This window comes from Lactobacillus selangorensis (assembly GCF_001437205.1).
Classification (GTDB): Bacteria; Bacillota; Bacilli; order Lactobacillales; family Lactobacillaceae; genus Paralactobacillus; species Paralactobacillus selangorensis.
The window spans coordinates 57,751-81,714 of record NZ_JQAZ01000003.1 but is presented as its reverse complement, the minus strand read 5'-3'; the positions used below and the strand labels follow the sequence as shown (position 1 = coordinate 81,714).

Below are 23,964 nucleotides of genomic sequence, written 5' to 3'. Positions count from 1 at the left end.
CCGGCCGGGACAGCACTTACACAAACTACTCATTTGGAGGAGAACGACATGACAAAGACAATTTTAAAAAACGCATTGGCCATTAAGATGGGACACGGGGAAACGGATGAAAATGATTATACACGCCGCTATAGCAATCTGATCGCTAATCCCGATGAAAAAGCCATTTTCAGCTTTGCCGATGTGCTCGCATCATTGAGTGCCGAAGACAATGTCACCGAAATCAACATGATTACGACAACTGAATTAAACCGCGAAGATTAAGAAGGAGGACTATTATCATGAAACAATTACAAATGGCATTCAAAAACGAAGCAGGCCGCAAGACAACGTTAAAACTCAATTTGGTCAAAGAAGATCTCGATGAAACAGCGACACGGGCCGCAATGGATAAAATCGTGGCTGCCAAGCTGTTCGAACGCGACGGCAAGCAGCTTTATCACGAAGCTGCCGGCGCCAAATACGTTGAAACCAACGAACAAATCATTTTTTAATAAAAATCGGAACTCCGCCCGTCCTGGCGGGGTTCTTTTTGTTGCGCAGGCTAACTAACATTGCTACAATATTCGCGATGATATTAAAAAAATTATAATATAAAAAGAGGTTATGGAGATGCCTGAAGCCATCCTTTTAGATATCGATCCTGGAATTGCCGGCAACGCCGCCCTTTCGATCGCTATCAACGATCCCGGCGTCAAATTAAAGCTTGTGACCACGGAAGCGGATGGACCGAAGATCACACCGACGACTCGGCATGTTTTGAACATCATGCAGCTTTACCACGTCCGCATTCCGGTGGCTCAAGGCGCCGTTCGCCCGTTGCACAAGCCCTTCGAACCAGATGAACGGATTCATGGCGAATTTGGTCTCGACGATTATATTTTCCCCGAGTATCGTGTTGCCCCTTTATCAGAACCGGCCGTTGCCGCTGCGTACCAGACCTTGCAGCACAGCAAGCAGCCGCTGACGATTGTCGCACTGGGCGCCTATACGAACATCGCCCAATTATTGACCAGTCATCCCGATATCAAACCTAAAATTAAACGAATCATTGCTTTTGGAGGGTCGCTGCATGGCGGCAATATGACCAGTGCGGCTGAATTCAACGTCTATTCTGACCCGACAGCCGCCCAGATTCTTTACCACGCCGGTGTTTCGATTGTCATGGTCGGACTTGATGTCAGCCGGCAGGCACTCCTGACGACGGAAACCATGCAGAAACTCGGGACACTGGGTCCGATTGGTCAAATGTTTCAAGATCTTTTTACGTCTTATTATAATATGAATTTAAACGGTATTCCCGTTTTTGATATCAACGCACTCGCCTACTTGTGCCACCCTGAATTTTATCAAACCCGTTCTTACTGGATTGATGTCCAAACGAACGGTCCCGCTGCCGGAACCACCGTTGCCGATATCCGTGATGCTTACCATCAGGGTCAAGTCAATGCAGCCGTCTGCGAAACTGTTGATGCAGCAGCGTTCAATCAGTGGTTTTTGTCTGAAATCACGCAAATGCAATCGCGTCTAAGCTAACCAGCCGAACGGAATCGAATTCTGCAGATCGTTCGGCTTTTTTGTAGTTGCTGAATGACTTGGCAGATTGCTAAAATAAACATAGAATCGCTTTTTAAAGGAAGAGATTGTGATGGATGAACCTATTATTTTTGATTCGGATCCCGGTATCGGCGGCATTCTAGCCACTTCGACAGCATTAACCGACCCACGAATCGATCTGAAACTCTTGACAACGGTAACTGCAGATGGCCAAATTGCAAAAGCCACACAACACTCCTTGAACCTCGTTGCCTTTTACCAGCGGAATGTTCCTGTCGCTGGCGGCGCCGCACACGCACTAATCAAGCCCTATGAACCGCAATCGGATGTGTACAACAATGACGGCACCGCCGATTATGAATACCCCGACTACGAAACAGCACCCTTGCCGGAAGCCGCCGCAGATGCAATGTACGCCGCACTGTGCCGCAGCCCGAAGCCGATGACTCTGGTCGTCACGGGTCCCTATACGAACTTGGCACTCCTGCTGCTCAACCATCCTGATTGCAAAAACAAAATCAAACGGCTGATTCTGCTTGGTGGTGCGCTGAGTCGCGGCAACGTCAACAGCCTAGCCGATTACAATGTCTTTACCGACCCAGAAGCAGCTGTCGCCGTTTATCAATCTGGTCTGCCAATCACGATGGTCAGTCTCGACGTCAACCTGAACGCACTCATTACTGATGATACGATCAACCAGCTCAAACAGATTGGTCCGCTGGCCGAATCATTTCAAGCCCTGTACAAAAAATATTTGCGGGATATTCCCGGTGGTGTCCCTGCTTATGATATGCATGCCTTCGCTTACCTGCTCCATCCAGAATTCTATACAACTAAAAAATACTGGATCGATGTTCAAACGGACGGCCCGGCCAGCGGTGTAACAGTGGCTGACATTCGGGGTGCCTATCATAACGGCCAAACCAATGCCACCGTTTGCACCGGCGTTGATGCGAAGGCTTTTAACGCTTGGTTTCTCCGTGAAGTATCCGTCATCCAAGATATTTTTATTCATTAAAGTCTTTCGTTGCACAGACTTGCAAAGCTTGATACAATAATGAAAACGTTTTATTAGGAGGGAAATTACTATGATGGAACCCGTTTTACTTGATACAGACCCAGGAATTGATGATGCGGCTGCAATCGCAGTTGCAATCAATGATCCGCACATCGACCTTCAGCTGATTACGACCGTCGCCGGCAATGTGACCGTCGACAAAACGACTCGCAATGCACTCAATCTGGTCAGTTTCTTTAAAGCCGGTATTCCCGTCGCAGCCGGCGCTGAACAGCCGCTGATCAAACCATTCGAAGATGCCGCCCGCATTCACGGCGAATCCGGCATGGGTGATTATGTTTTTCCCAAATATGATCACAAACCGATTCCGCAGACTGCCGTCGAAGCTTTGTACACGACTTTGAAAAACAGTCCGGTTCCGATGACACTGATTCCGACCGGCTCGTATACCAACATTGCCCTGCTGCTGGCGGAGCATCCTGATGTCAAGCCAAAAATCAAGCGCATCATTGCGATGGGCGGCGCTTTGCACGGCGGCAATATGACCAGTGCGGCCGAATTTAATGTCTTCACCGATCCCGAAGCGGCGGAAATCATGTACCAATCCGGACTGCCAATCGTGATGGTTGGTCTGGACGTCACGATGAAAGCCCTTTTGACCGACGAGACCCTCGCCCAGCTTGGTCAAATGGGCCCGGCTGGTGTCATGCTGCAAAAGTTATTTACGCATTATTATCAAGGTCATGAAGGCGGCATTCCCGTCCACGATGTCAACACGCTCGCTTATTTGCTGCATCCGGAATTCTATACGACCCACCCGTACTGGATCGACATCCAATTGAACGGTCCGGCTGTCGGAGCAACAATTGCCGACATTCGGGGCGCCTATCACGGTGAAAAGACGAACGCCAACGTTTGTGAGACAATCGATGCGCCAGCCTTCAACGCCTGGTTCTTACGAGAAGTCGCCCAGATGCAGACCAATTTAGAGCAGCACTGAAAAGAACCCCTGTGCGGGTTCTTTTTTAATGCTAAAATAAAGATATCAAATCTAACTTAAGAGGGAAAATTTTAATGACTGAATTTTATTTTGTCCGTCATGGGCAGACGATGAACAACGTCCTAGGCCGCTACAGCGGTGGGGTCACTGATTCCCCATTAACTGAAGTCGGGGTTCAGCATGCCGAAGAAGCTGGCCAGTTTCTGAAAGACGTCCACTTCGATAATGTTTATGTGTCACCACAACCCCGTGCTCAGAAAACGGCACAGCTCGTTTTGGCTCCAAACGACTTTGAAGCCAGCCGGATGACGACTGTGAACGATCTCCATGAAATCAATCAAGGGGATTGGGACGGTGACATTCGGGCTTACCATATCCACGAACCTCAGGCAATCAATTATTACCATCATCCTGAAAAATACGACGCCGCCAATCAAAACGGCGAAAGCTATCCTGATATGATTAAACGCGGCCGTGCTGTCATTGATAAAATTTATCAGGCCAATCCTAAGGGGCGTGTCCTAGTCGTCAGTCATGGGACCTTCTTATTAGTCCTGCTGAAAACATTGCAAGGCGTTCCGCTGAAAGACGTTCGCAACGGCAAACTCCTCGACAACAGCAGTATTTCCATCTTTACCACTGACGATGGCAAACATTTTACCTGCACCGACTGGAACGATACCAGCTTTATGAACAAATAATGAACCGCTAAAAAGGGCACTAACCGCATGGTTAGTGCCCTTTTACATCGGAATTGAACTAGTTATCCCGAATTTTGAAACTAATTACGCCGTTTGTGCTTCCGGTCCGTGCCTGTAATTCCGAATAAGCCTAAAATGGCAAATCCGAGAGCCGCTAGACCAGTCGTCTCGGCCGCATGGCTCGTTGCTTCGCCAGTGAGCGGCAAAGCATTTTCCGTCGCAGCATCTTTAGAAGCGTCCGCTTTTGAAGTACCAGTCATTGGCAACGACTTAACCTGCTGTCCTTGGACAACCTGCGCTTTTCCAACTGGGACAACCGTATTTTCAGTACGATTTTGCGACCCAGTTGCTGGAGCTGCCGTTGGCTCCTGAGTCGGCGCTGGTGTTGGAGCCGTCGTTGACTGACTGGTTGGTTCCTGAGTCGGCGCTTGCGTTGGAGCCGTGGTTGGCTGACTTGTCGTTTCCTGTGTCGGTGCCGTTGTTGGCTGACTCGTTGGTGCCTGTGTCGGAGCCGTCGTCGGCTGACTCGTTGGTTCCTGTGTTGGTGCCTGAGTTGGGGCCGTTGTCGGTTGACCGGTTGGTTCAGTGGTTGGTTCGCTGCTGTCCTTAGTGTAAGTGACAGTTGCAGCGATATTGCCGCTGGTTTCGGTAATTGTCTGGCCGGCTACTGTCGTCTGATTTGGCGTGTAACCAGTGATGGCTGGTGAGTCGACCGCTTTGAATTGCGTATCCGTTGCCGTCCAAGCGCCATAAGTCAGTTTGCCAGTAATGGCATCCTTGGTCACAGTGCGGGTAAATGTGATCGTCTGAACGTTGTCAGCTGGTGCTTGCGTGCCATCGCTCATCACATAATGAACCGTGCTGGTGACGTCATGTGTTTCAGCGGCCTGGGCAATCTGCTGATGCGTAAAGTGAACCGTGTAATTTGCATTGCCAGTTGGGAACGTCATCCCAGCTGTGATTGGATTACCAGACCCGTCGGCCAGCTGATAACCCATCCCGACCAGACCGTTAATCATTGAAGCAATCGTCTCGTCGGACACTTTACTGCCCTGCACACCCGTCAACGAAGTGGATACAATCGTTGTTTGATTAGTATCATCCACAAAATCGACGTGAATCGTTGCCATTTCGGACTTATAAGTCACAGTCGTCGTTAAATTATCTGAATCAGCAGTGACCGTCTGCCCTTTGACAAGGCTCTGATCCGGCTGGTAACCTTCCAAAATCGGTGACTGTACATCCGCAAAGGTGTTATTGGCTGCCGTCCAATCCGTATAGGTAATTTTACCAGTAACCAAATCCTTGGTGCCGGTCCGTGTGAACATCAGCGTTTGTACATTATCTGCTGGCGCAGTTGCTTTGCCATCGACAACATAGTGAACGGTGCTGGTAACATTCTTGGTTTCATCCGTTGCTTGGGTTTGATGGACCAGATGGACCGTATAATTGGCATCCGTGTCGGGATAAGTGGTCAATCCATCTAACGGATTCTGACCGCTGAGCTGGTAGCCCATACTTTCAAACTGGCTCAGCAGTTTGTTCAGATTCGTTGAAATCGGCGTGCCATCATGGCCTTTGACCGTCGTCGACATCATGTTCTTGCCAGTGGTATCATCAACGAAATTGACCGAAACGGTTGTGTACAATGGTGCGTAAGTGACCGTCGTCGCTAAGTCGGCACTCTCGCCACTGACAGTCTGACCATTCACATTCGCCTGATCAGCCGTGTAGCCGGTCAGAACTGGCGAAATAACATCGTTGAAGGTTGCCTCATCCGTCGTCCAATCGCCATAAGTCAGTTTGCCAGTCACGACATCCTTGGTGACCGTACGTGTGAATGTAATCGTCTGGACATTATCAGCCGGTGCTTTGGCGCCATCGCTCATCACATAATGAACGGTACTCGTGACAGCATGCGTTTCGTCGGTTTGAGCCAATTGCTGGTGCGTAAAGTGAACGGTATAACTCGTATTGCTGTCAGGGAACGTCATTCCGTCTGTAATCGGATTGCCGGAACCGTCGGCGAGCTGATAACCCATCCCCACTAGGCCGTTAATCATTGAAGCAATCGTCTCGTCAGACACTTTACTGCCCTGCACACCTGACAACGATGTCGACATAATTGTACTCTGGTCAGTATCATCGACAAAAGCAACGTTAATGGTGGCCATATCGGAAGTATAGGTGACAGTCGTCGTCCTATTATCCGAAGCCGCTGTAACGGTTCGGCCGCTGACAACACTCTGGTCCGCACGATAGCCTTCCAGAATCGGCGTCGTTACAGCCGCAAAGGTATCATTTGCCGTTGTCCAATCCGTATAAGTGGTTTTACCGGTGACCAAATCTGTGGTCCCAGTGCGTGTAAATGTAATCGTCTGAACGTTGTCAGCTGGTGCCGTTGCTTTGCCATCGACGACATAATGAATGGTGCTAGTGACATTCTTAGCTTCAGCGGTTGTCTTTAATTGATGGGTAAAATGAACTTCATAATTGATAGCATCTGACGGGAATGTCATATCTGTTGTGATCGGATTACCTGAGCCGTCGGCGAGCTGATAACCCTGGCTGGTTAAGCTGCGAATAAACGTATCAACCATTTGGCCGTCCATCTTGCTGCCCTGGACACCATTCAGTGTGGTTGTGAAAATCGTCTCATGAGTATCATCATCAAGATAACTGATCGTGACCTTAGTCATATCAGATGTATAAGTGACCGTGGTTGTCACATTGTCTGAATTGCCCGTGACCATCTGGCCCTTCACCAAACTCTGATCTGCCTTATAGCCTTCCAGAATCGGCGTTGTCACATCAGCGAAGGTATTATTTGCCGTCGTCCAATCCGTGTAAGTCGTCTTGCCAGTCACCAGATCGGTCGTCCCAGTCCGGGTGAAGTGAATCGTCTGTACATTGTCGGCTGGTGCCGTTGTCTTGTCATCAGCTACGACATAATGAATGGTGCTAGTGACGTCTTTGGTCAAATTGTCTGTTGCCGCTGCCGTCCCATGTACCAAATGAATGGTATAACTAACATCTGCATTCGGATAAGCCGTCAAATTTTCCAACGGGTTCGCACCCTTTAATTCATAGCCCATCCCTTCAAGCTGGCTCAGCATGGCATTCAAATTCGTAGAAATCGGGGTGCCGTCATGACCATTGACAGACGTTGACATGATATTCTTGCCATTTTCTGTGTCATCAACAAAACTGACCGAAACGGTCGTATAAATCGGCGTATAGGTAACCGTTGTCGTCAGGTTTTCACTATCTGGTGTAACCGTGACTGCGGGCACCTTGAGCTGATCCGCTGTGTAACTTGTTTTGACTGGCGAAGTAACCGCCGCAAAGATTGCACTAGCCGCATTCCAATTGCCATAGGTAATTTCACCGGTGACTTGATCCGTCGTTTGAGGACGTGTAAACGTAAGCGTCTGAATTTTGTCAGTCGGTGCTGGTGAACCGTCACTCATTACATAATGAATCGTGCTGATAATTGTCTTCGTATCGGTTCCTTTTTCAGTGGCATGCGCAAAATGAACCGTGTACGCTGCACCACCATCGGGATAAGTCATCCCAGCTGTCAATGGATTTTTATTATTGACCACCAGACGATATCCGTTATCGAGCAGATGCTGAATCGTAGTATCCACCTTGGCAATATCATCCGCTGCCACTTTTTCACCATAGCCGCCGGTCAATGTCGTTTCAGCATTCGTCAAAGTTTTATTTTCGGTATCGTCAATATAGTTGACCGTGATCGTCTCACGAACAGGTGCAACGACGTAAGTGTCGGCCATTGTGGCCCCATCATAATCAGCCATCAAATCAGTCGAGCTAAACGCACGTATGCCTTCGGGATTTTGTACAGTACCGGTCCCGACGTTCATCCAGAAATTATTTTTCGGCAAGTTATCGATCATAGCTGTATTGGTAATCCCGTTTGCGGTCATCGTCAGTTTTGTTTTCGGGCCAAGTGTTAATTGTCGCAGTGCTGAGTCATGCGACAACATGCTAAAAATCCCATTGTTGTACATAGCATTGACGATGATTGCACTCATATCAAAGTTTCGCAGGTTGAGACTTACAAAATTAGAGCCAAAGAACATTTCAAACATATTTGTCACATGACTCGTGTCCCATGTCGAAAGATCTAAAGTAGTCACCTTGCTCATTGCAGAAAAAGTATTGGCCATATTTGTCACACGACTCGTATCCCATGTCGAGAGATTCAGTGCTGTTATTTTTTTCATATTTCCAAAGGTAGCGCCTAAATCAGTCACTTTACTGGTATTCCATTTAGAAACATCAATCGAAGTCAGCCCCGACCCATAAAAAGTTGTATTCATCGTTGTCACATTGCTGGTATCCCATTTAGAAACATCTAAATTGTCCAGAATTGTATCGTTTTCAAACATACTAGCAATCGTACTGACATTTCCCATCTTCCACTGCGAAACATCCAAATAGGCAATTGGACGCCGTGCAAACATGCTATCCATACTGGTCACATGACTTGTATCCCACTTAGAAATATCCAGTTGTTTTAAAGTAGCGACTTTGCCATAACTGCCTGAAAAGGCATTAGACATGTCGGTTACATTGCTAGTATTCCACTTTGAAACATCCAAATACGTAAGACTATCTGCTGAGTCGAAAATTTTCCACAAGGAAGTAACATTGCTAATATCCCATTGTGAAACATCAAGACCATCAAGACTCGAAGCCCCTTGAAACATTGAGGTCAGCCCCGTCCCTGTCACATGGCTTATATCCCAATGTGACACATCCAAGTAGGTTAAATTCTTGCAGCCATAAAACATATAGGTCATAGTAGTCACGCTGCTGGTATCCCAGTGCGAAACATCCAAACTAGTCAGCGAACTATTCGAGTCAAATGTATTCTGCATCGACGTCACTTTGCCAACATTCCATTTAGAAACATTTAGATATTGCAGTTTCCAATCACCGCTGAAAGTATAACGCATCGTTGTCACATTGCTAGTATCCCAATTCGTCAGGTCTAAGGAGATTAGGGTAGTCATACCTGAAAAAGTAGCCTCCATGGTAGTAACCTTGCCGATATTCCATTGTGCGACATCTAAGGCCGTCATATTATTGCATGAAGAAAATGTATTATACAGCGAAGTGACATTGCTAACATCCCAACGTGATACATCCAGATAAGTTAGTGCATACAAGCTGGCAAATGTATTTTTTAATGTAGTAACTGCTCCCGTTTGCCATTGGGAAACATCTAATTGCTGCAAATTTGTGCATGCCCAAAACAGATTTGTCATGTCGGTCACATGACTCGTTTGCCATTGAGAAACATCTAAAAATTTGATTCCTGACATTTTTTGAAATAAGTCTGCCATGATCGTCACATTACTCGTATTCCAGTGCGAAACGTCCAATGATGTAATCTTCCCGTCATATGCAAAAGTATCAGACATATTCGTCACATTGCCAGTCTGCCACTGGGAAACATCTAAGAATGTTAATTGACTGCAGCCAGAAAACAGAAATGCGAACGTTGTTACCTTATCTGTTTTCCAGCTTGAAACATCGAGTGCCGTCAATCCAGAAGCGTTAGAAAACAAATTTGACATATCAGTCGTGTTTGCGGTGTCCCAGTGTGAAACATCTAAACCATTCAATTTTCTGCAATTATTAAACATATGGCTCATGGTTGTCACATTTGACGTATTCCAATTACCGACTGCAAGACTGGTCAGAGCATATTGATAATTAAAAAGATAGGACATATTCGTGACCTTCGAAGTATCCCAGTTTGAAACGTCCACTGTCGTTAAATGGGCCGTGCTCCCCTCGCCAAGGCTAAACATCCCGCTCAAGTCAGTCACATTTCCAGTCTTGAAATTAGACACATCCAAGTTAGCCAGATTGTCATCATATGCAAACATGTTTACCATCGTGGTGACATTAGACGTGTCCAAATTCGAAACATCAAGTGTTGTCAAGTTACGATTGCTGCTGAACATGCCCGACATATTGGTTGTCTGACTAGTATCCATATTTGTTCCATTAACAATGGTTACTAAGTAATAAAGATTTGTAAACAACTTTGAACAGTCGACTGGCATTAAAATTCGATTTTCAAAAATAATCGACTTCACGCTATTTTGATACTTGCGCCAAGTCTGTGTTGTGCCCATTTCCGCATCTGCTGCAGTACTGTAAAAATGCAATGTTCCGGCGGAGTCCAAGCCCCAGTTCACTGCACCGTCGCTTCCCTGCTGAACATATGCTGAGGACACCGAACTATCCGCAGCTAAAGAAGTTGGTGCAGTGGCCGCACTAGAAACAGTTTGACTGGTTGCCGAAACAGCAACAGCACTCGACGTTGCTACATCTGAACTAGCCACACTTGCAGCAGATGAAAGATTTGTCTCATCATCCGATGAGGCCACACTTAACTGATCCGTATCTACACTGACAGCACTGGAACTGTTGCTTGTTGCTGAAGAATCCGCCGAAAGTGAAGCGGCACTGCTGGCGGCAGACACAGACTGTGCCGTACTGGAAGCAGTTTGTGAATCACTAGTGGTACTAGAACTCGCAGTGCTCGATAAAGCAGCACTGGACGCATTGTGCGAACTAGCCACGCTTAAAGAAGCCTGTGAAGCAATTGCACTAGAAGTTGTTGCTGCTTGAACTGAATTCGAATTCGTTCCTGAACGAATACTGCTCGACGCAACGGATGATTGAGCTGAATTAGCAACGCTTGAAGAAGCTTGCGAACTGGCTGAACTTGATGCAGCTGCTGAACTAGTACCTGGTTCCGGCTGAACAGATTCAACGGCCGCAGTTGCACGTGCCGCATGCACCGAATGGCTGGTCATCGTCCCAGCAATGCCCAATGAGAACAACGTAATTCCCGCAACTAACCACTGCTTCTTAGCCTTGTACATCTTAAAATGTGTTTTCGGCTGTGTTTGAACACGAAGTCCTTTTTTCATGATGCACCCTCCAAAGTTAGACTTGTCTTACTATCTAAAAATTTTTTCTGAAAATTGATAATCTTCTACTCATATTTAGTATAAATGTGTTTCCAATTTTGAGGGTGAGATATGCCTTATTAAATTGCATCAAAAAAGCACGGACACAACTAAATGTTTGCCCGTGCTTAAAATGAATCTTAATTATTATTGAAACGAAACGAAATCGGCTGAAACATACTGGTTGCTGCCGATCAAATAGTAAGTATCGCCATTGTAGGCATGTGCGACGGCGCCGACTTTCCAGGCGCTGCCTTTGTAAATCGCCTTGACAGCAGTCCCATTGGCGTTGACTGTCCAGATGTCATTGTAACGCACAGTCGCTACGCCACTGGTTGTTTCCGTATCCTTGAAGATTGTACCAACGTTGCCGGTGACCGTCACGCTGTTGGCATCGACATACTGGCTAGGACCGACTTCGTAATAAGTATGACCATTGGCGCCGCTCGCCATTTCAGTCGTCTTCCAAGCAGTGTTGTAGCCAAGTGTCCGAATCGTCTTGCCCTGTGCGTTGACTAACGGCGCACCGCTGATGACCCGCACGGTTGCCACACCGCCAGCCAAACTGCGCTGGTTGGTGATTGTGGTAGTGTTGTCATCGCTTGAAGCACCTGTATAAGTCACGTTGGAAGCACCGATATACAAGCCAGCGCCGACCTGATAGAAGGTTTCCTTATCGACTGCCGAATAGGCTGTCTGGGTTACTTTCCAGCTTGAACCCTTTGCCAAGGTCTGATGGGCTGTCCCAGTCGCATCGACAACAGCTGCGCTATTCGTCAGTGTAACGACACCGCCGGCCGTTTGAACGTTGCTCAGGATATTCTCAGCCTTCAGTGTCATCGTGGTATAGGCAACATACTGGTTGCCGCCGACTTGGAAGTACTCCATGCCGCCTTTATCCTGGACATGGCCGAGCACCTTCCAGCTCGTCCCTTTTGCCAAAGTCTGGCCAGTTGCTACACCCTGGCTGTTGTAAACCGTTGCCGCTTCGGTGGTGACCCCGACACGGTTCAGCTGGTTGTAAGTCAATTCATTCATGGCATAACCGCCAGCCGCAAAAGCCGTCGTGCTTGTACCAAGAACGGCACCCGTCGTGCCTAATAATGCAGCCGCAATTCCGGCCGCCATAATCGTTTTCTTCATATCTGCTACCTCTAATCAAATTTGGTCTAGCTTCATTATAGGAGCTTTTCCGCTAAATTTATAGGCTTTCTGCAAATGAATCTCAATCTAAAGCCGCCCGTTTTTTCAGCGGCCGCCACCAGGTTTCATGGTCGACGTACCATTGAATCGTCGCCTGCAGGCCATCGTCAAACGACACTTCTGGCCGCCAGCCCAATTCAGTCATTATTTTAGTCGGGTCGACGGCATAACGCCGGTCATCGCCCAGACGGTCAGGCACCGTCACAATCGCATCGTCCGGCAGATGTAACGCCGCTACAATCCGTTCAGCAATTTCACGATTGGTGTGTTCGCTGCGGCCGCTGACGTTATACACGTTTCCAGTCTGGCCCCGCCGCAACACTAGGTCGATCGCACGGCAGTGATCCTGAACAGCCAGCCAGTCGCGCATATTCAGCCCGTCGCCGTATAACGGCAGTTTTTCCCCCAGCAGCCCGTTTGTCACCATCAGCGGAATCAGCTTCTCCGGAAATTGGTACGGCCCGTAGTTGTTGGCACAGCGGGTTGCACATGCATCCAGTCCGTATGTCGCCACCGCTGCCCGCACCAGTAAGTCCGCCGCCGCTTTGCTGGCCGCATACGGCGAGTTCGGCCGTAACGCCGCTTCCTCTGTCGAATAACCAGTCGGGCCTAAACTGCCGTACACTTCATCCGTCGAAACCTGCAGAAACCGGCCGATGTGGCACGCCCTTGAAACGGCTAATAATGCCGCCACGCCCTGTACATTCGAAGCGATGAACACGTCCGGCTGGCGAATACTCCGATCGACATGCGATTCGGCCGCAAAATTGACGATCGCATCGATTCGATACTGCCGGACCAACTCCGTCACCAGCTCACGGTTGGTAATATTGCCCTGCACAAACACATAACGCCGCTCATCTTTGATAGCATCCAGGTTATCCAAATCGGCCGCATACGTCAGCAAGTCCAAATTGACAATCTGTACCGCCGAATCGTGCGCCAGCTCATAATGAATAAAATGCGAACCGATAAAACCGGCCCCGCCGGTCACTAATAAGTTCATCGCTGCCCTTCCTTTCCAATCAGCTCCAGTATAGCATGGCACCGACCGTTTATAACAGGGCTTCTTCGCATAATGCCTTGATATTTTTTTGATATACCTGAATCGTGCGGCGCGACAAATGCAATTCGTGCGCCACCGTTTTAGTATCCGCACCATCACAATAGATGCGGAAAAAAACTTTTCGTTCGGTTACCGTCAGTTGCTTGAAAAATTCCTACCACTGTTCCGACAGGTCATAGAGATCAGCCGGCGTCAGCGGCGGCTGCTGGTGAGCATCAAATTCCTGTTCGCGTGCAACCAGCTTGCGTCGATACTGCCGATCATGAATAATCGTATACAGCATCGTCCGGTAGCAATAGTTGCAGAAAATCCGTTCCTCATCAATCGTCAGCACCGGATTGCGATACTTCAAATATAACCGTACAAACTGTTCCCGTGCCGATTGACAATAATCCTCAAAATCCTGATCTTGTGTCGTCAAACCGGCCCGATGCACCGCCGCATAAATCAAATTCTCATTTTTCATCATCAGCCGGCAGCCCGTCATCACCTTCTGGTCATATTCGCCCTGCAACTGATCCCGCAGCTGGTACAACGCCGCCATTTGTAATTCATCCGCTGTTTCTGTCATCTCGTAGTCCTCCATGAAAATTCATTTCGGATGCGCATCACGACAATGACAGCATAACGGCATTCATTCATTTAGGAAAATGCCCTTTTTGCGCTCAAAAAGCCGATATGGAAGCGTTTCATTTTAAAAATAAACCTGTCGTGCCAAAAAACGCCCCCAGAGCGCCATTCTGCCCCTTTTTTAGGAATTTATCTTTTTTCGCAAACGTCCCCATGGTAAACTTTTAAGAACGTTTACACATTGGAGGAGTATTATGACAGAACCAGCGTCTTTAGGAAACTTAATGAAAGTGGCATATAACGATATGCCCAACGAACTGTGCCACTACGGCGGCCGGTTATTTACCCGCTATCAGCACCACGTCAATCTGGCGACGTTAAGAACCGTTGCTGAACCCGAATTATCGAAACACACCGTTTTTATGATTCCATTGGACCAAGCCGTCGGAACGCTAATCGCCGACCGTGAACATGGCTTGTATCGCACGCCCAAAACAACCGAACAGCTGATTAACACCACCATCAAAGCTTCCCTGTTCGACTGCTTTGCGATGCGCATGCTGCACCAATACCTCGAACTCGGCCGCACCGCCCAGCCGTTAATTTACGGTGTCATCCAATTTATGCCGTTGACCGGTCCCCATCATCACCCGACCATTTGGGTGGCACTGCATCATATCGACCATTTCAGTCAGAAACGCCATCACGTTACCATTCGCTTCAACTGCGGCCTGCTCTTAAAAGGCCGCCTGCACGGCGAATTTGCCGAACGACTTAAAGCCGCCAAAAAAGTATCGCACTGTGTCTTCATTATGCAGAAGAAAATGGCCGAAGATGCCGGTTATGTCCTTCATACCCATCCCTATTTCTTTAAAACCTACTCGCAGTGCTGCGAGAAATTCAGTGATGAAGAACTGACGATGGCCGATTTTCATAACTTCTTAGACGTCTTTGAACGAACCTGTTTTGATTGCATGCTCGCCGTCCTCCGTGAAAACAAATTCAACGCCTTAGAAATTGCTTCAGAAACCGATAAGGACTACTTCCTGCGAGAATTCAGAAAGAAAATCTATTATAAACAGAGACCTTAAAACGGCTCTACAATATTCGATGTTGATGATTAAATTCATCAGCATCTTTTTATTTCGAATAAAAACTATATAAACGACTAACTTATCGCAATCGGAATCATTTCGCTCCCCGCATTCAACTTAAAATTAAGGCCAAAAAAGAAGACCAATTCGTAAATGAATTGATCTTCCGAAAGCTCCGTATCAACACTGGTTAACAGAGAAACCTTTTATTGCCCTATTTATTTCTTCTACGATCCAAAAACATCTTTGCCGTCTGCAAAACAGTTGGCTTTAAAATTAAAATCAATACTGCATAAATGACTGCACCAACAGTGGCTTCAACAACCAGCATGACATATCCCATTGTAAAGTGAAGGTTCATCCAATAAACAACAACAAACATCACAGCACCAGCAACTAGATATTTCCAAAGATTTGTAAACAGTCTTGGTATATCAATGTCATGACGAACCACCCATAATTGATAACCCGTTACGGCAACTTCAGAAAGAACAGTTGACCACATAGCACCATTGGTTTTCCAAATCATGATCAATGGCACATTAAGAACGACATTTACGATTGCTCCAAGTGTGACGGAAAATGTATACGGCTTATTGCGATTAGTTGGCAACAAATACTGAACGCCGAGAACATTGCTCCAAGCAATCATCAACATAACGATCGATTCAATCATCATCAACTTACCAACTTCAGCAAAGCTTTTTGTAAAGAACCATGGTGCAAAAGCTGTAGCAATTGCGGCAATTCCAAACATTAACGGAACAGAAAGAAAGCTAACGAAGTCAAACGACATGTACAAATAGCGATGGACACTCTTTTTATCGCCATGTGCAAAAGCATTCGCCACATGCGGCAACATGACTGTCCCAGTCGCTGTCACAACTGCTAGAACCATTTTAATAATCTTATCCGAATTATCATAGAAACCGGCAGAAGCGACGCTAACCATGCTTCCCAACATCGTTTTATTTAATGACAAATACAATGACGTCGCAATTTGTGGGACAAACAAGACCAGCGATGGACGCAAATGCTGCCAAATATTTAAATGATGCCAGTCAGGCATATCAACATAATGACGTAAATACGGCCATAACGTTAAATTACCAGCCAATTGCGAGAGCGACAGAATCAAAATATACGTTGGCAGATCACCACGTGTTTTAACAAACATAAAAATTAAAACTAACGATAAAATCTTGACAAGCATATTACGAACGACAGTAACTTGGAAATTTTCAAAGCCCATAAAGAACCATGAAATATCGAACGCAGCTGCCCAAATCAAGAAAGACTGCATAAAATAGTCAGCTTTATATTGGCCCGTAAAAAGCATGAATATGTAAAAAGCAATCATTGCAAGACCAAGTGTGCAGGCACGCATGATATAAATTTCCCAAAAGGTCTGAGAAGTCTTTTTACGATCATCACGATGATAGGCAATTTGCCGGTTCCCATATAGTGAGACACCAATACTACCAAACAAAACGAAATATTGTGTATTTGCATTCGTAAAAGAATTAATCCCATAACCCGTTGCACCTAAAACACGTGTTACATAGTGAACAGTAATTAATGGAATGACAATAACCAATAACTGATACATCACATTCCAAAGGTAGTTCTTGATAACTTTCATAGAAATACTCCAATACTATAGAATTCAAAAGAAAAAGCATTGCGCTCTTGCATCAATGCTTTATTATATCATTAAAATGTGGACTTATATTTTCATTTTATAATCTTATTAAAATGACATTTTTAAACATGTAAAGGTCTATTTGCTTCTCCTGTCATACTCAGTATTTCTTTTTCAATTTTTACAGTATTTTTATTATATATTGCGTACATCAAACAAAATTGATTTAAAAACATAATGATGTAATAAGAATTTAAAGCAATCGAGATCAAGAAAATATACAACAAAATTAATATGAAAAACATATTATCCAAGGAGATCTTTGCAAATTCAAAATAAGGAACAATATAATAAAAGAAAAATTCTACTAGTCCACCTGTAATTAAAACAAAAAAGATACCACTTGAAAAACCACTATTCCCATAAAAATTTAATCGTTCAGGCGAAATATAAGGCAAATAAGCATCCTCATTAGACCATCCCCACCCCAAAATTGGATGAACTATCCAAGTTTTAACTCCTGCATATAAATCATCAAACCGAACATCAACAGACCCTGAGTTAGCTGCTACTTTACTTGCCCATATACTTTCAATCGCAATAAATATAATTGGAATTAAAGCGACAGCAATTAAAACTGTATAACGTTTAAAGCGTGATGTATATAGTTTTAAAAATACAGCAAAAATGATAACGGTTAACACTGTTGTTGAAGTAGTCGTGAGCCCACAAATAATCAACACAATTGAAGAAAAACTAAAAATAGATTTTTTTTCAATAAATAATAAAATCAATAGTGCAAGAGAACAGACAAATCCTGACATTGGAGCCTCAGTAAAAATCCCTGTATTTCGCAAAACTGTCATTCCCAAGAACTGTGTTGATCCTTGTGTGAAAAATTGCATTCCTAAAATACCGTTTGCTGTTTGTGATGTTCCCCATGCATAAGAAACGGTAATGATGCTTGGCAATGATATAAAAAGAGAAAGAAAATATATAATAGTAGAAATCCCCATTATCCATTCGATTACTATCCGTAAAGACTTCAATGGATACATAGGTTCACCAGACACTAAAAAAACATGTATGATTGGAAAGCACAACAATGGAAAAACAACTAGTTTCATAATTAGTGATAGAGAAAATGTTCCTTTAATTAGATTAGAACCTAGAAGCCCCATAATAACTATTATTTCGCATCCAAAAAGTTGAATGCTTTTCAATATATTTATTTTTGCTCGATATAATAATATTATACTCAATATACTTAATAAGGCTGAACCTACTATCAACATTTCTCCTAAAAGAGATCCAAAACGACCCGATCTAGAATAAACAGTATTTGTCAGCAAAACTATCATTATTAAAAATAAAGTAACAAGGAATTTGTACATCCATCCCAATTTTAATTTCTGCATAATTTCTCCACAATCATAATAAACATTATTAAATTAAAAATAATTTTATCTCAATTTCAAATCTTCCTTAATTTTTGTTGTTGAAATGCCCTTAGTACGTGGTAAATAAATTACTTGGCAATAATCTTTTAGAAAATCAAATTGTCCTTTCCAATCATCCCCCATTACAAAAGTATCTACATGATATTTTTGTACATCAGAAATTTTCTGATCCCAACTTCTCTCTGGAATAACTTTATCAACATAGCGAATTGCCTCTAATACATATTTACGTTCTTCAAAAGGAATATAAGCTTCTTTGTGTTTTAAAGCATTAAACTCATCCGTGGATAATCCGACAATTAAATTATCCCCGTACTTTTTTGCACGTTCTAGCAAACGAACATGACCCCAATGAAGTAAATCAAATGTGCCATATGTGATTACGGTCTTAGTCATTTTTATTCTCCTTCAAGTAATTTTTCAGCATTTTTAATTGCATTTTCTGTATAAAATCCAGTCCTAAGTTTTTTTGACAATATCTCGGCATTTTGTTGCATTTGCAGAAACTGAGCATCAGTAATATGACTAATAACAGTATAAATGTCATCCAGTGATGATATTGTCTTACCAACATTGTTTTTCAAAATAAAGGGCGCCAATGCTGCCTTTTCCCAAATCAGTACAGGAATACCCGATGTAAGATATAAAGATACCTTATGCGGGTCATTAACTCGCTCATAGTTCAGCAAGCGATCATCATTAGTAGGAAATCTACTATTTCCATCCCAAACTAAGCCATATCCACTCCTTACTTTATTAACGATTTCATTTGGATTAAAAGAGCCTTCATATTTAACATTTAATTTTAATTTTTTTAACTGTTCTTCAGAAATATTACCAAACAAATCCAAACTATAATACTTTGGATTTAATTGCCAAAGAAACTCGGATTTTTTTAGATTGCCAGCAAAATTTATTACGTTTACCTTTTTTTTAATTGGAAATTGCCATTCAATTTCTTCCACCAAATAATCAAAAATACCTAAGATTGCAATTTTCCCTTTATATCCGTTTTTTCTAAAGAATTTCGCCATATTGCTATTAGAAACAATAACAACATCAAAATTATTATAAAATTTCACTTCATATTGATTGTTTTTCCAAGGTTCTCGTCGTTTAAATCTTAAGTCATCAATATCATGAACAAATGCAATTGTCTTAACCTGCTTTTGTTGTAGGGTTTTCAGTAACATAGAAGTGAAAAAGCGGCCCAAATACGTTGGGGTTTGAATTAAAAAGATATCGTTTGAATGAAAGTCCTTTAATTTTTCTCGAATGATTTTTTTACTATCCAAAATCCTCTTTCTTCTACTTTTTAAAGTTGGAAAATTAATTGGTTGATAGTCCAAATTATGAGAGGCAAAATAAGTAACATCTGTTTTTGCTTTACTCATTGCATTATTTGTTTGTTCAAGTCCCACATTCATTACATATTTTGTCATTTTTTTCTCCTAAAATTTTTCGCACGCCTTTTTAAAACAATAAGTGGACCAAGCAATTGTCCTTTCATCAATAAATATTTCAAAAAAGGTTTATACATTTTTCGTTTAAATGGAATTTTTTTCATTCTTTGCGAAATTTGTTCTTCTAATTTCCTTTTAAAATTTTTATCGATGGGCTCGTCCATGTTAAACAACATAGCATACGCCTTAAATAACCTATAAACCTCATATTTATACGCCAAACATGTAAAATCGTTAAAATTATTTTCAAGAAAGGAATTTATTTCAATAGCAACATCATATGCATCATGCGCATTCTTACTATTAAATTGATGAGAGTATGATCCATTACGTTGATAATAAAAATATAACACTTTAGAAATAAAAGTAACTTTCCTAGAATAGGCTAATAACTTATAAACCACTGAAACATCTTCAAACATCCGATTCACGGGAAACGAAATATTATGGTCAACGTAAAGTGCTTTTCTAACACACATTTGCCACAAAAAACTATCATATTGAAATTCAAATAAGTGTTTTAGAGCGTCTTCACCAGAACACGATGCTGTGGGAAAATGGTGATTTCCAAATTCGTCAACTACTTTTTTTGTTCCACTAATAGCTTGATAATCATAATAAATAACATCAGAATTCTTGTTTTGAATTTCTTTTATATTTTCACTAATTAAACTAGATGAGACCCAATCATCTGCATCGACAAATATTATATATGATCCTTTGCTAACCTGTATGCCTGTATTGCGTGCAATAGCAACCCCTAAATTATCTTGATGAACAACCCGAATTCGGTTATCTCTTCTAGCCCAATTTTGACAAATTCGTAACGAACTATCGGTTGATCCATCATCAACCATAACAACTTCAAAATTTTGATTATCTTGATTTAAAACGCTTCTTAAACATCTGCTAATATAGTTTTGCATATTATAGACAGGAATAATAATCGAAATTAGTTCCATCTTATTTATCCTCACTATGTTTTGGAATTCTATCCGCCTCAGGAGGTAGTTGCATATAGTTTCCATACTGTGTTGTTAAAATGTTATCATAATCATCTGGAATTGATACCATTAAAGTTTCAAATGGAACGCGAATTAAATTATCTATTTCAGCAAAGGATATTTTTTCGCGTTTAAATCCATATTGTGAAGAAATATTATAGTAATTGCCCTTAAGTGGTGAATTATTATATTGTTCCATTACTGATCTACGCTTTTTTAATAACTCAGAATACGATGGCTTTCGTGGATCAAATCGATGTATATTTGCAATCAAATTTGATTTCCAAGAATATTTCCGCCATCCCCTGAGACGTTCCACATAGTTATTGTAATAACGGTATTGAATGTCTTGCTTATGAGCTAAAATGTTATTGTCTGGCATAATATCAAAAGGAAAAACATCTAAGTAAATACCCTTAATATTTTTTAATTTTTTTGTTCGTTCTTCAACAAAAGGAATAGATGTATTAATAACCTTCATAAAACTCAACGAATATGCTGGATCACTAATTGGTGTATCTAAGAAATATGGTAGGGGTATTTTCCCATCTAAAGCTAATCGATTTAACTTATCATAGTCTGCACGTTTCATTCCAACATCAAGATCATCATCCCAAGGTATAAATCCATGATGTCGAATTGCACCTAATAGTGAACCACCAATCAAAAAATATTTAATTCCATTTGTAGCACATAATTCATCAAAAAAGCCCAAAAGTTCTGTTTCATGTTTTTGCAATAGCTTTAAATCCATTTTTTTACCTCATAATTTTGATTGAATCTTTTTGAAAGTTCTTGATACAAATTGAAAAGTAGGTAACCCGCCAAATATTAATATCACGATTCCTAATTTATCTTTTAAATTTGAAGAAGGGTTTCCTAAGAAAACAAAAACATTCTGTTTTAAGACTTTGTGCTTATATTCTATTTCTAAAGATTTAAATTGTTTATCACTAGATAATGCAATATGTCCCAAGTTATTCAATAGAACATGTGTTTTTCGCAAATTCATAGTATTTATCAGATCTGGATATTTATGGGTAATTTTCTGATACATTACCTTTTCGCCATCTACATAATCCAAACGTTTCAAACTAAACTTTGCATTAACTGTTGACCCAACACGACGATTGTAAAAATAGCCCGTATAATCAGTAAATGCAACCTTACTTGCTTTTTCAACTAAATTAAAAAAGATAAAAGGTTCTTCGAACGTCTTATTTTCTGGAAAGCGAACATCTGTAAACAAATAACTTGCATACAACTTTGAATGTGCTGAAACATCTATATTTCCAGGTAATGAATTATTGCCTAAACGTTTAAAAAAGCCCTTAGCAGACAATGTTTTTACTCTAAAATGATGTTGCCTTTTTAAAAAAAGTCTTTTCCCATCAAAAAACTCCTGGTACTGACACGCAACCATTCCTGCTTTTGTCTTAGTCGCAATAAAAAGCATTTGTTTAATATAATCAGAAGCAATATAGTCATCAGAATCTACAAAAACAATGTATGATCCGGTAGAAACATTCAATGCCTGGTTTCTAGCTCTTGATTGTCCTGAATTTGCTTGCTTTAACAATCGTATTCTTTGATCACTTTTTTTGAAATCCTGCTCAATTTGCAAACTATTATCAGATGAACCATCATCAACCAAAATAATTTCAAGGTGCTCATATGTCTGACTTAAAATAGAATTTAAGCATCTCTCTAAAGATGCCGCTGCATTATAAATAGGTACAATAATGGACACTAATTCATTCACTACAATGTTCCTTCTAACTTTCTCGCTAAAAAATTACTGCCTTTTTTTAGCCAATTTTGTTTTTCCATATACACAAAATTAACTTCTTTATAGTCATAATGATTAGCCGTGATCCAGGTATCCAACAATAATTCGCTGATAAAGCCGTAAACACGTGCTTCATATGTATCATAATCACTGATATCTAATTGGTCTTCAACTTTACCGAGAATATCAAACAACCAGTTGCAATACCAATCAAAGTACTTTTTCCGCATGATGAACATGTTAAACATATGCGCCGAGGTTGAATTCATCACTTTGTCATAAGCACCCAAATAAGATGGATAATCCTTAGCAATGATTTGACGAGTCAAATCAAGTGGTTCTTGATGGTGAGCATGTATGTAATGTGAAAAATTAGACTCGATAAAATAATTACGTTTCTTAGGAAGAATGATATTCGTCTCTGTAAAGAGCTTTTCAATATCTTTTTTAGTTAAAATCTCATTCAAATTTTTGTGATGGTTTAAACTCAAATAACGCCGATAATGCACTAATCCAATTGCATCGACATTTTTCAGATTTTTCCACGCCCAATAAATAGCAGTTAATTCATTATAATGAGCATTTTTCTTAGAGATATTGTCTCCCGTATTATCTCCAATAAAAGTATGATTGACATCTGGATGCAAATCCTTACCTACAAAAACCGGCAGATAGAGGTCACTATCTGCTGGCATTTCGTAGTTTTTATGTGTGGCTACTAAAATTTTGATATTCAAAATACTTACTCCTTAATTTGTTAATAAGCACCATCAGTTTTAAAAATACTGATAATATTCTTAAAGAAAATCTTGGTATCGAACCATAAACTAGCATGATCAACATAATACAGCTCAACATCGCAGCGTTCCGGATATTCAATGTTACTGCGCCCACTTGCTTGCCAATAGCCCATTGCACCTGGCTTAACAGCTAATAGTTTTCCAACTTTATTTCCATATTCCTTTAGTTCAACTTGAACAACTGGACGTGGACCAATCAAAGCCATATCCCCTTTTAAAATGTTAATAAACTGGGGCAGTTCATCGATCGAATATTTACGAATAAAAGAACCAAATTTGGTAACACGCGGATCTTCATCCGGTGGAAGCTTGTAATTATTATCGACATACTTTTTAAATAATCTTGGATTAGCACGTAATTTTTTATCTGCACCAACAACCATAGAACGAAACTTATAGATATAGAATGGTTTGCCGTATTGACCAATTCGCTTCTGCTTAAAAAACATTGGTCCTTTATTGTCGCCGACGTGATAAATTCCAAACATGACTAAGAAAAATGGGCTTAGAAAGAGAAGCGCCAATGCGGACAAAATCATGTCCAGTAAGCGCTTCACGAAAAGATATGGGAGTGACAT

At 42.2% G+C, this 23,964-nt stretch carries 21 protein-coding genes; 7 read left to right on the top strand and 14 right to left on the bottom strand.

What is annotated here, in order from left to right; translation table 11 throughout:
• Positions 1 to 48 precede the first annotated feature (48 nt).
• The 6 genes from IV40_RS05245 to IV40_RS05220 all read left to right on the top strand — a co-directional run bounded on the left by IV40_RS05245 (position 49) and on the right by IV40_RS05220 (position 4,276).
• Positions 49 to 264 carry a DUF1659 domain-containing protein gene (locus tag IV40_RS05245; protein ID WP_057769333.1) on the top strand — a complete coding sequence of 72 codons (216 nt, stop codon included), beginning with the start codon at positions 49 to 51 and terminating at the stop codon, positions 262 to 264.
• A gap of 17 nt (positions 265 to 281) precedes the next feature.
• The gene (locus tag IV40_RS05240) at positions 282 to 494 is read left to right on the top strand and encodes a DUF2922 domain-containing protein (protein ID WP_057769332.1); all 213 of its coding nucleotides are present in this window, start codon (positions 282 to 284) and stop codon (positions 492 to 494) included.
• Between the two features lie 118 nt (positions 495 to 612).
• A complete protein-coding gene (locus IV40_RS05235) occupies positions 613 to 1,536 on the top strand; it encodes a nucleoside hydrolase (RefSeq protein WP_057769331.1) in 924 nt (307 codons plus the stop codon).
• Positions 1,537 to 1,648: 112 nt separating this feature from the next.
• Positions 1,649 to 2,575, top strand: a complete 927-nt coding sequence (locus IV40_RS05230) for a nucleoside hydrolase (RefSeq protein WP_057769330.1) — start codon at positions 1,649 to 1,651, stop codon at positions 2,573 to 2,575.
• 70 nt (positions 2,576 to 2,645) lie between these two features.
• A complete protein-coding gene (gene rihC / locus IV40_RS05225) occupies positions 2,646 to 3,575 on the top strand; it encodes a ribonucleoside hydrolase RihC (RefSeq protein ID WP_057769329.1) in 930 nt (309 codons plus the stop codon).
• A gap of 74 nt (positions 3,576 to 3,649) precedes the next feature.
• The gene (locus IV40_RS05220; RefSeq protein WP_057769328.1) at positions 3,650 to 4,276 is read left to right on the top strand and encodes a histidine phosphatase family protein; all 627 of its coding nucleotides are present in this window, start codon (positions 3,650 to 3,652) and stop codon (positions 4,274 to 4,276) included.
• A gap of 80 nt (positions 4,277 to 4,356) precedes the next feature.
• Here IV40_RS05220 and IV40_RS05215 read toward each other — a convergent pair whose 3' ends face one another.
• The 5 genes from IV40_RS05215 to IV40_RS05200 all read right to left on the bottom strand — a co-directional run bounded on the left by IV40_RS05215 (position 4,357) and on the right by IV40_RS05200 (position 14,135).
• On the bottom strand, positions 4,357 to 11,256 hold the full coding sequence (locus tag IV40_RS05215) for a mucin-binding protein (protein WP_057769327.1): 6,900 nt from the start codon (positions 11,254 to 11,256) through the stop codon (positions 4,357 to 4,359).
• 186 nt (positions 11,257 to 11,442) lie between these two features.
• On the bottom strand, positions 11,443 to 12,438 hold the full coding sequence (locus IV40_RS10730; protein WP_057769326.1) for an SLAP domain-containing protein: 996 nt from the start codon (positions 12,436 to 12,438) through the stop codon (positions 11,443 to 11,445).
• An 82-nt stretch (positions 12,439 to 12,520) separates the two neighbouring features.
• Positions 12,521 to 13,504, bottom strand: coding sequence for a dTDP-glucose 4,6-dehydratase (gene rfbB, locus IV40_RS05205; protein ID WP_057769325.1), 984 nt, complete (start codon positions 13,502 to 13,504; stop codon positions 12,521 to 12,523).
• Between the two features lie 49 nt (positions 13,505 to 13,553).
• Entirely contained in the window at positions 13,554 to 13,703 is a 150-nt protein-coding gene (locus IV40_RS11035; protein ID WP_082617920.1) for a LuxR C-terminal-related transcriptional regulator, read from the bottom strand.
• 15 nt (positions 13,704 to 13,718) lie between these two features.
• Positions 13,719 to 14,135 (bottom strand): hypothetical protein, encoded by a 417-nt coding sequence (locus IV40_RS05200; protein WP_057769324.1) that lies wholly within the window; start codon positions 14,133 to 14,135, stop codon positions 13,719 to 13,721.
• A 253-nt stretch (positions 14,136 to 14,388) separates the two neighbouring features.
• On the opposite strand from IV40_RS05200, the gene IV40_RS05195 reads away from it, so the two are divergent.
• A complete protein-coding gene (locus IV40_RS05195; RefSeq protein WP_057769323.1) occupies positions 14,389 to 15,225 on the top strand; it encodes a hypothetical protein in 837 nt (278 codons plus the stop codon).
• Between the two features lie 217 nt (positions 15,226 to 15,442).
• Here IV40_RS05195 and IV40_RS05190 read toward each other — a convergent pair whose 3' ends face one another.
• The 9 genes from IV40_RS05190 to IV40_RS05150 all read right to left on the bottom strand — a co-directional run bounded on the left by IV40_RS05190 (position 15,443) and on the right by IV40_RS05150 (position 23,964).
• On the bottom strand, positions 15,443 to 16,870 hold the full coding sequence (locus IV40_RS05190) for a flippase (protein ID WP_057769322.1): 1,428 nt from the start codon (positions 16,868 to 16,870) through the stop codon (positions 15,443 to 15,445).
• Positions 16,871 to 16,992: 122 nt separating this feature from the next.
• Positions 16,993 to 18,288 (bottom strand): hypothetical protein, encoded by a 1,296-nt coding sequence (locus tag IV40_RS05185; RefSeq protein ID WP_057769321.1) that lies wholly within the window; start codon positions 18,286 to 18,288, stop codon positions 16,993 to 16,995.
• A gap of 45 nt (positions 18,289 to 18,333) precedes the next feature.
• Entirely contained in the window at positions 18,334 to 18,726 is a 393-nt protein-coding gene (tagD, locus tag IV40_RS05180; RefSeq protein WP_057769320.1) for a glycerol-3-phosphate cytidylyltransferase, read from the bottom strand.
• A gap of 2 nt (positions 18,727 to 18,728) precedes the next feature.
• On the bottom strand, positions 18,729 to 19,772 hold the full coding sequence (locus IV40_RS05175; protein ID WP_057769319.1) for a glycosyltransferase: 1,044 nt from the start codon (positions 19,770 to 19,772) through the stop codon (positions 18,729 to 18,731).
• A complete protein-coding gene (locus IV40_RS05170) occupies positions 19,769 to 20,755 on the bottom strand; it encodes a glycosyltransferase family 2 protein (protein ID WP_057769318.1) in 987 nt (328 codons plus the stop codon). The genes IV40_RS05175 and IV40_RS05170 overlap by 4 nt, the downstream gene beginning before the upstream one ends.
• Before the next feature lies 1 nt (position 20,756).
• Positions 20,757 to 21,551 (bottom strand): LicD family protein, encoded by a 795-nt coding sequence (locus IV40_RS05165; RefSeq protein WP_057769317.1) that lies wholly within the window; start codon positions 21,549 to 21,551, stop codon positions 20,757 to 20,759.
• Positions 21,552 to 21,560: 9 nt separating this feature from the next.
• Positions 21,561 to 22,559: a glycosyltransferase family 2 protein gene (locus tag IV40_RS05160; protein WP_057769316.1), complete on the bottom strand. Its 999-nt coding sequence runs from the start codon at positions 22,557 to 22,559 to the stop codon at positions 21,561 to 21,563.
• Positions 22,559 to 23,323 carry a DUF4422 domain-containing protein gene (locus IV40_RS05155; protein WP_057769315.1) on the bottom strand — a complete coding sequence of 255 codons (765 nt, stop codon included), beginning with the start codon at positions 23,321 to 23,323 and terminating at the stop codon, positions 22,559 to 22,561. Before IV40_RS05155 ends, IV40_RS05160 begins: the two co-directional genes overlap by 1 nt.
• Before the next feature lie 20 nt (positions 23,324 to 23,343).
• The gene (locus IV40_RS05150) at positions 23,344 to 23,964 is read right to left on the bottom strand and encodes a sugar transferase (RefSeq protein WP_057769477.1); all 621 of its coding nucleotides are present in this window, start codon (positions 23,962 to 23,964) and stop codon (positions 23,344 to 23,346) included.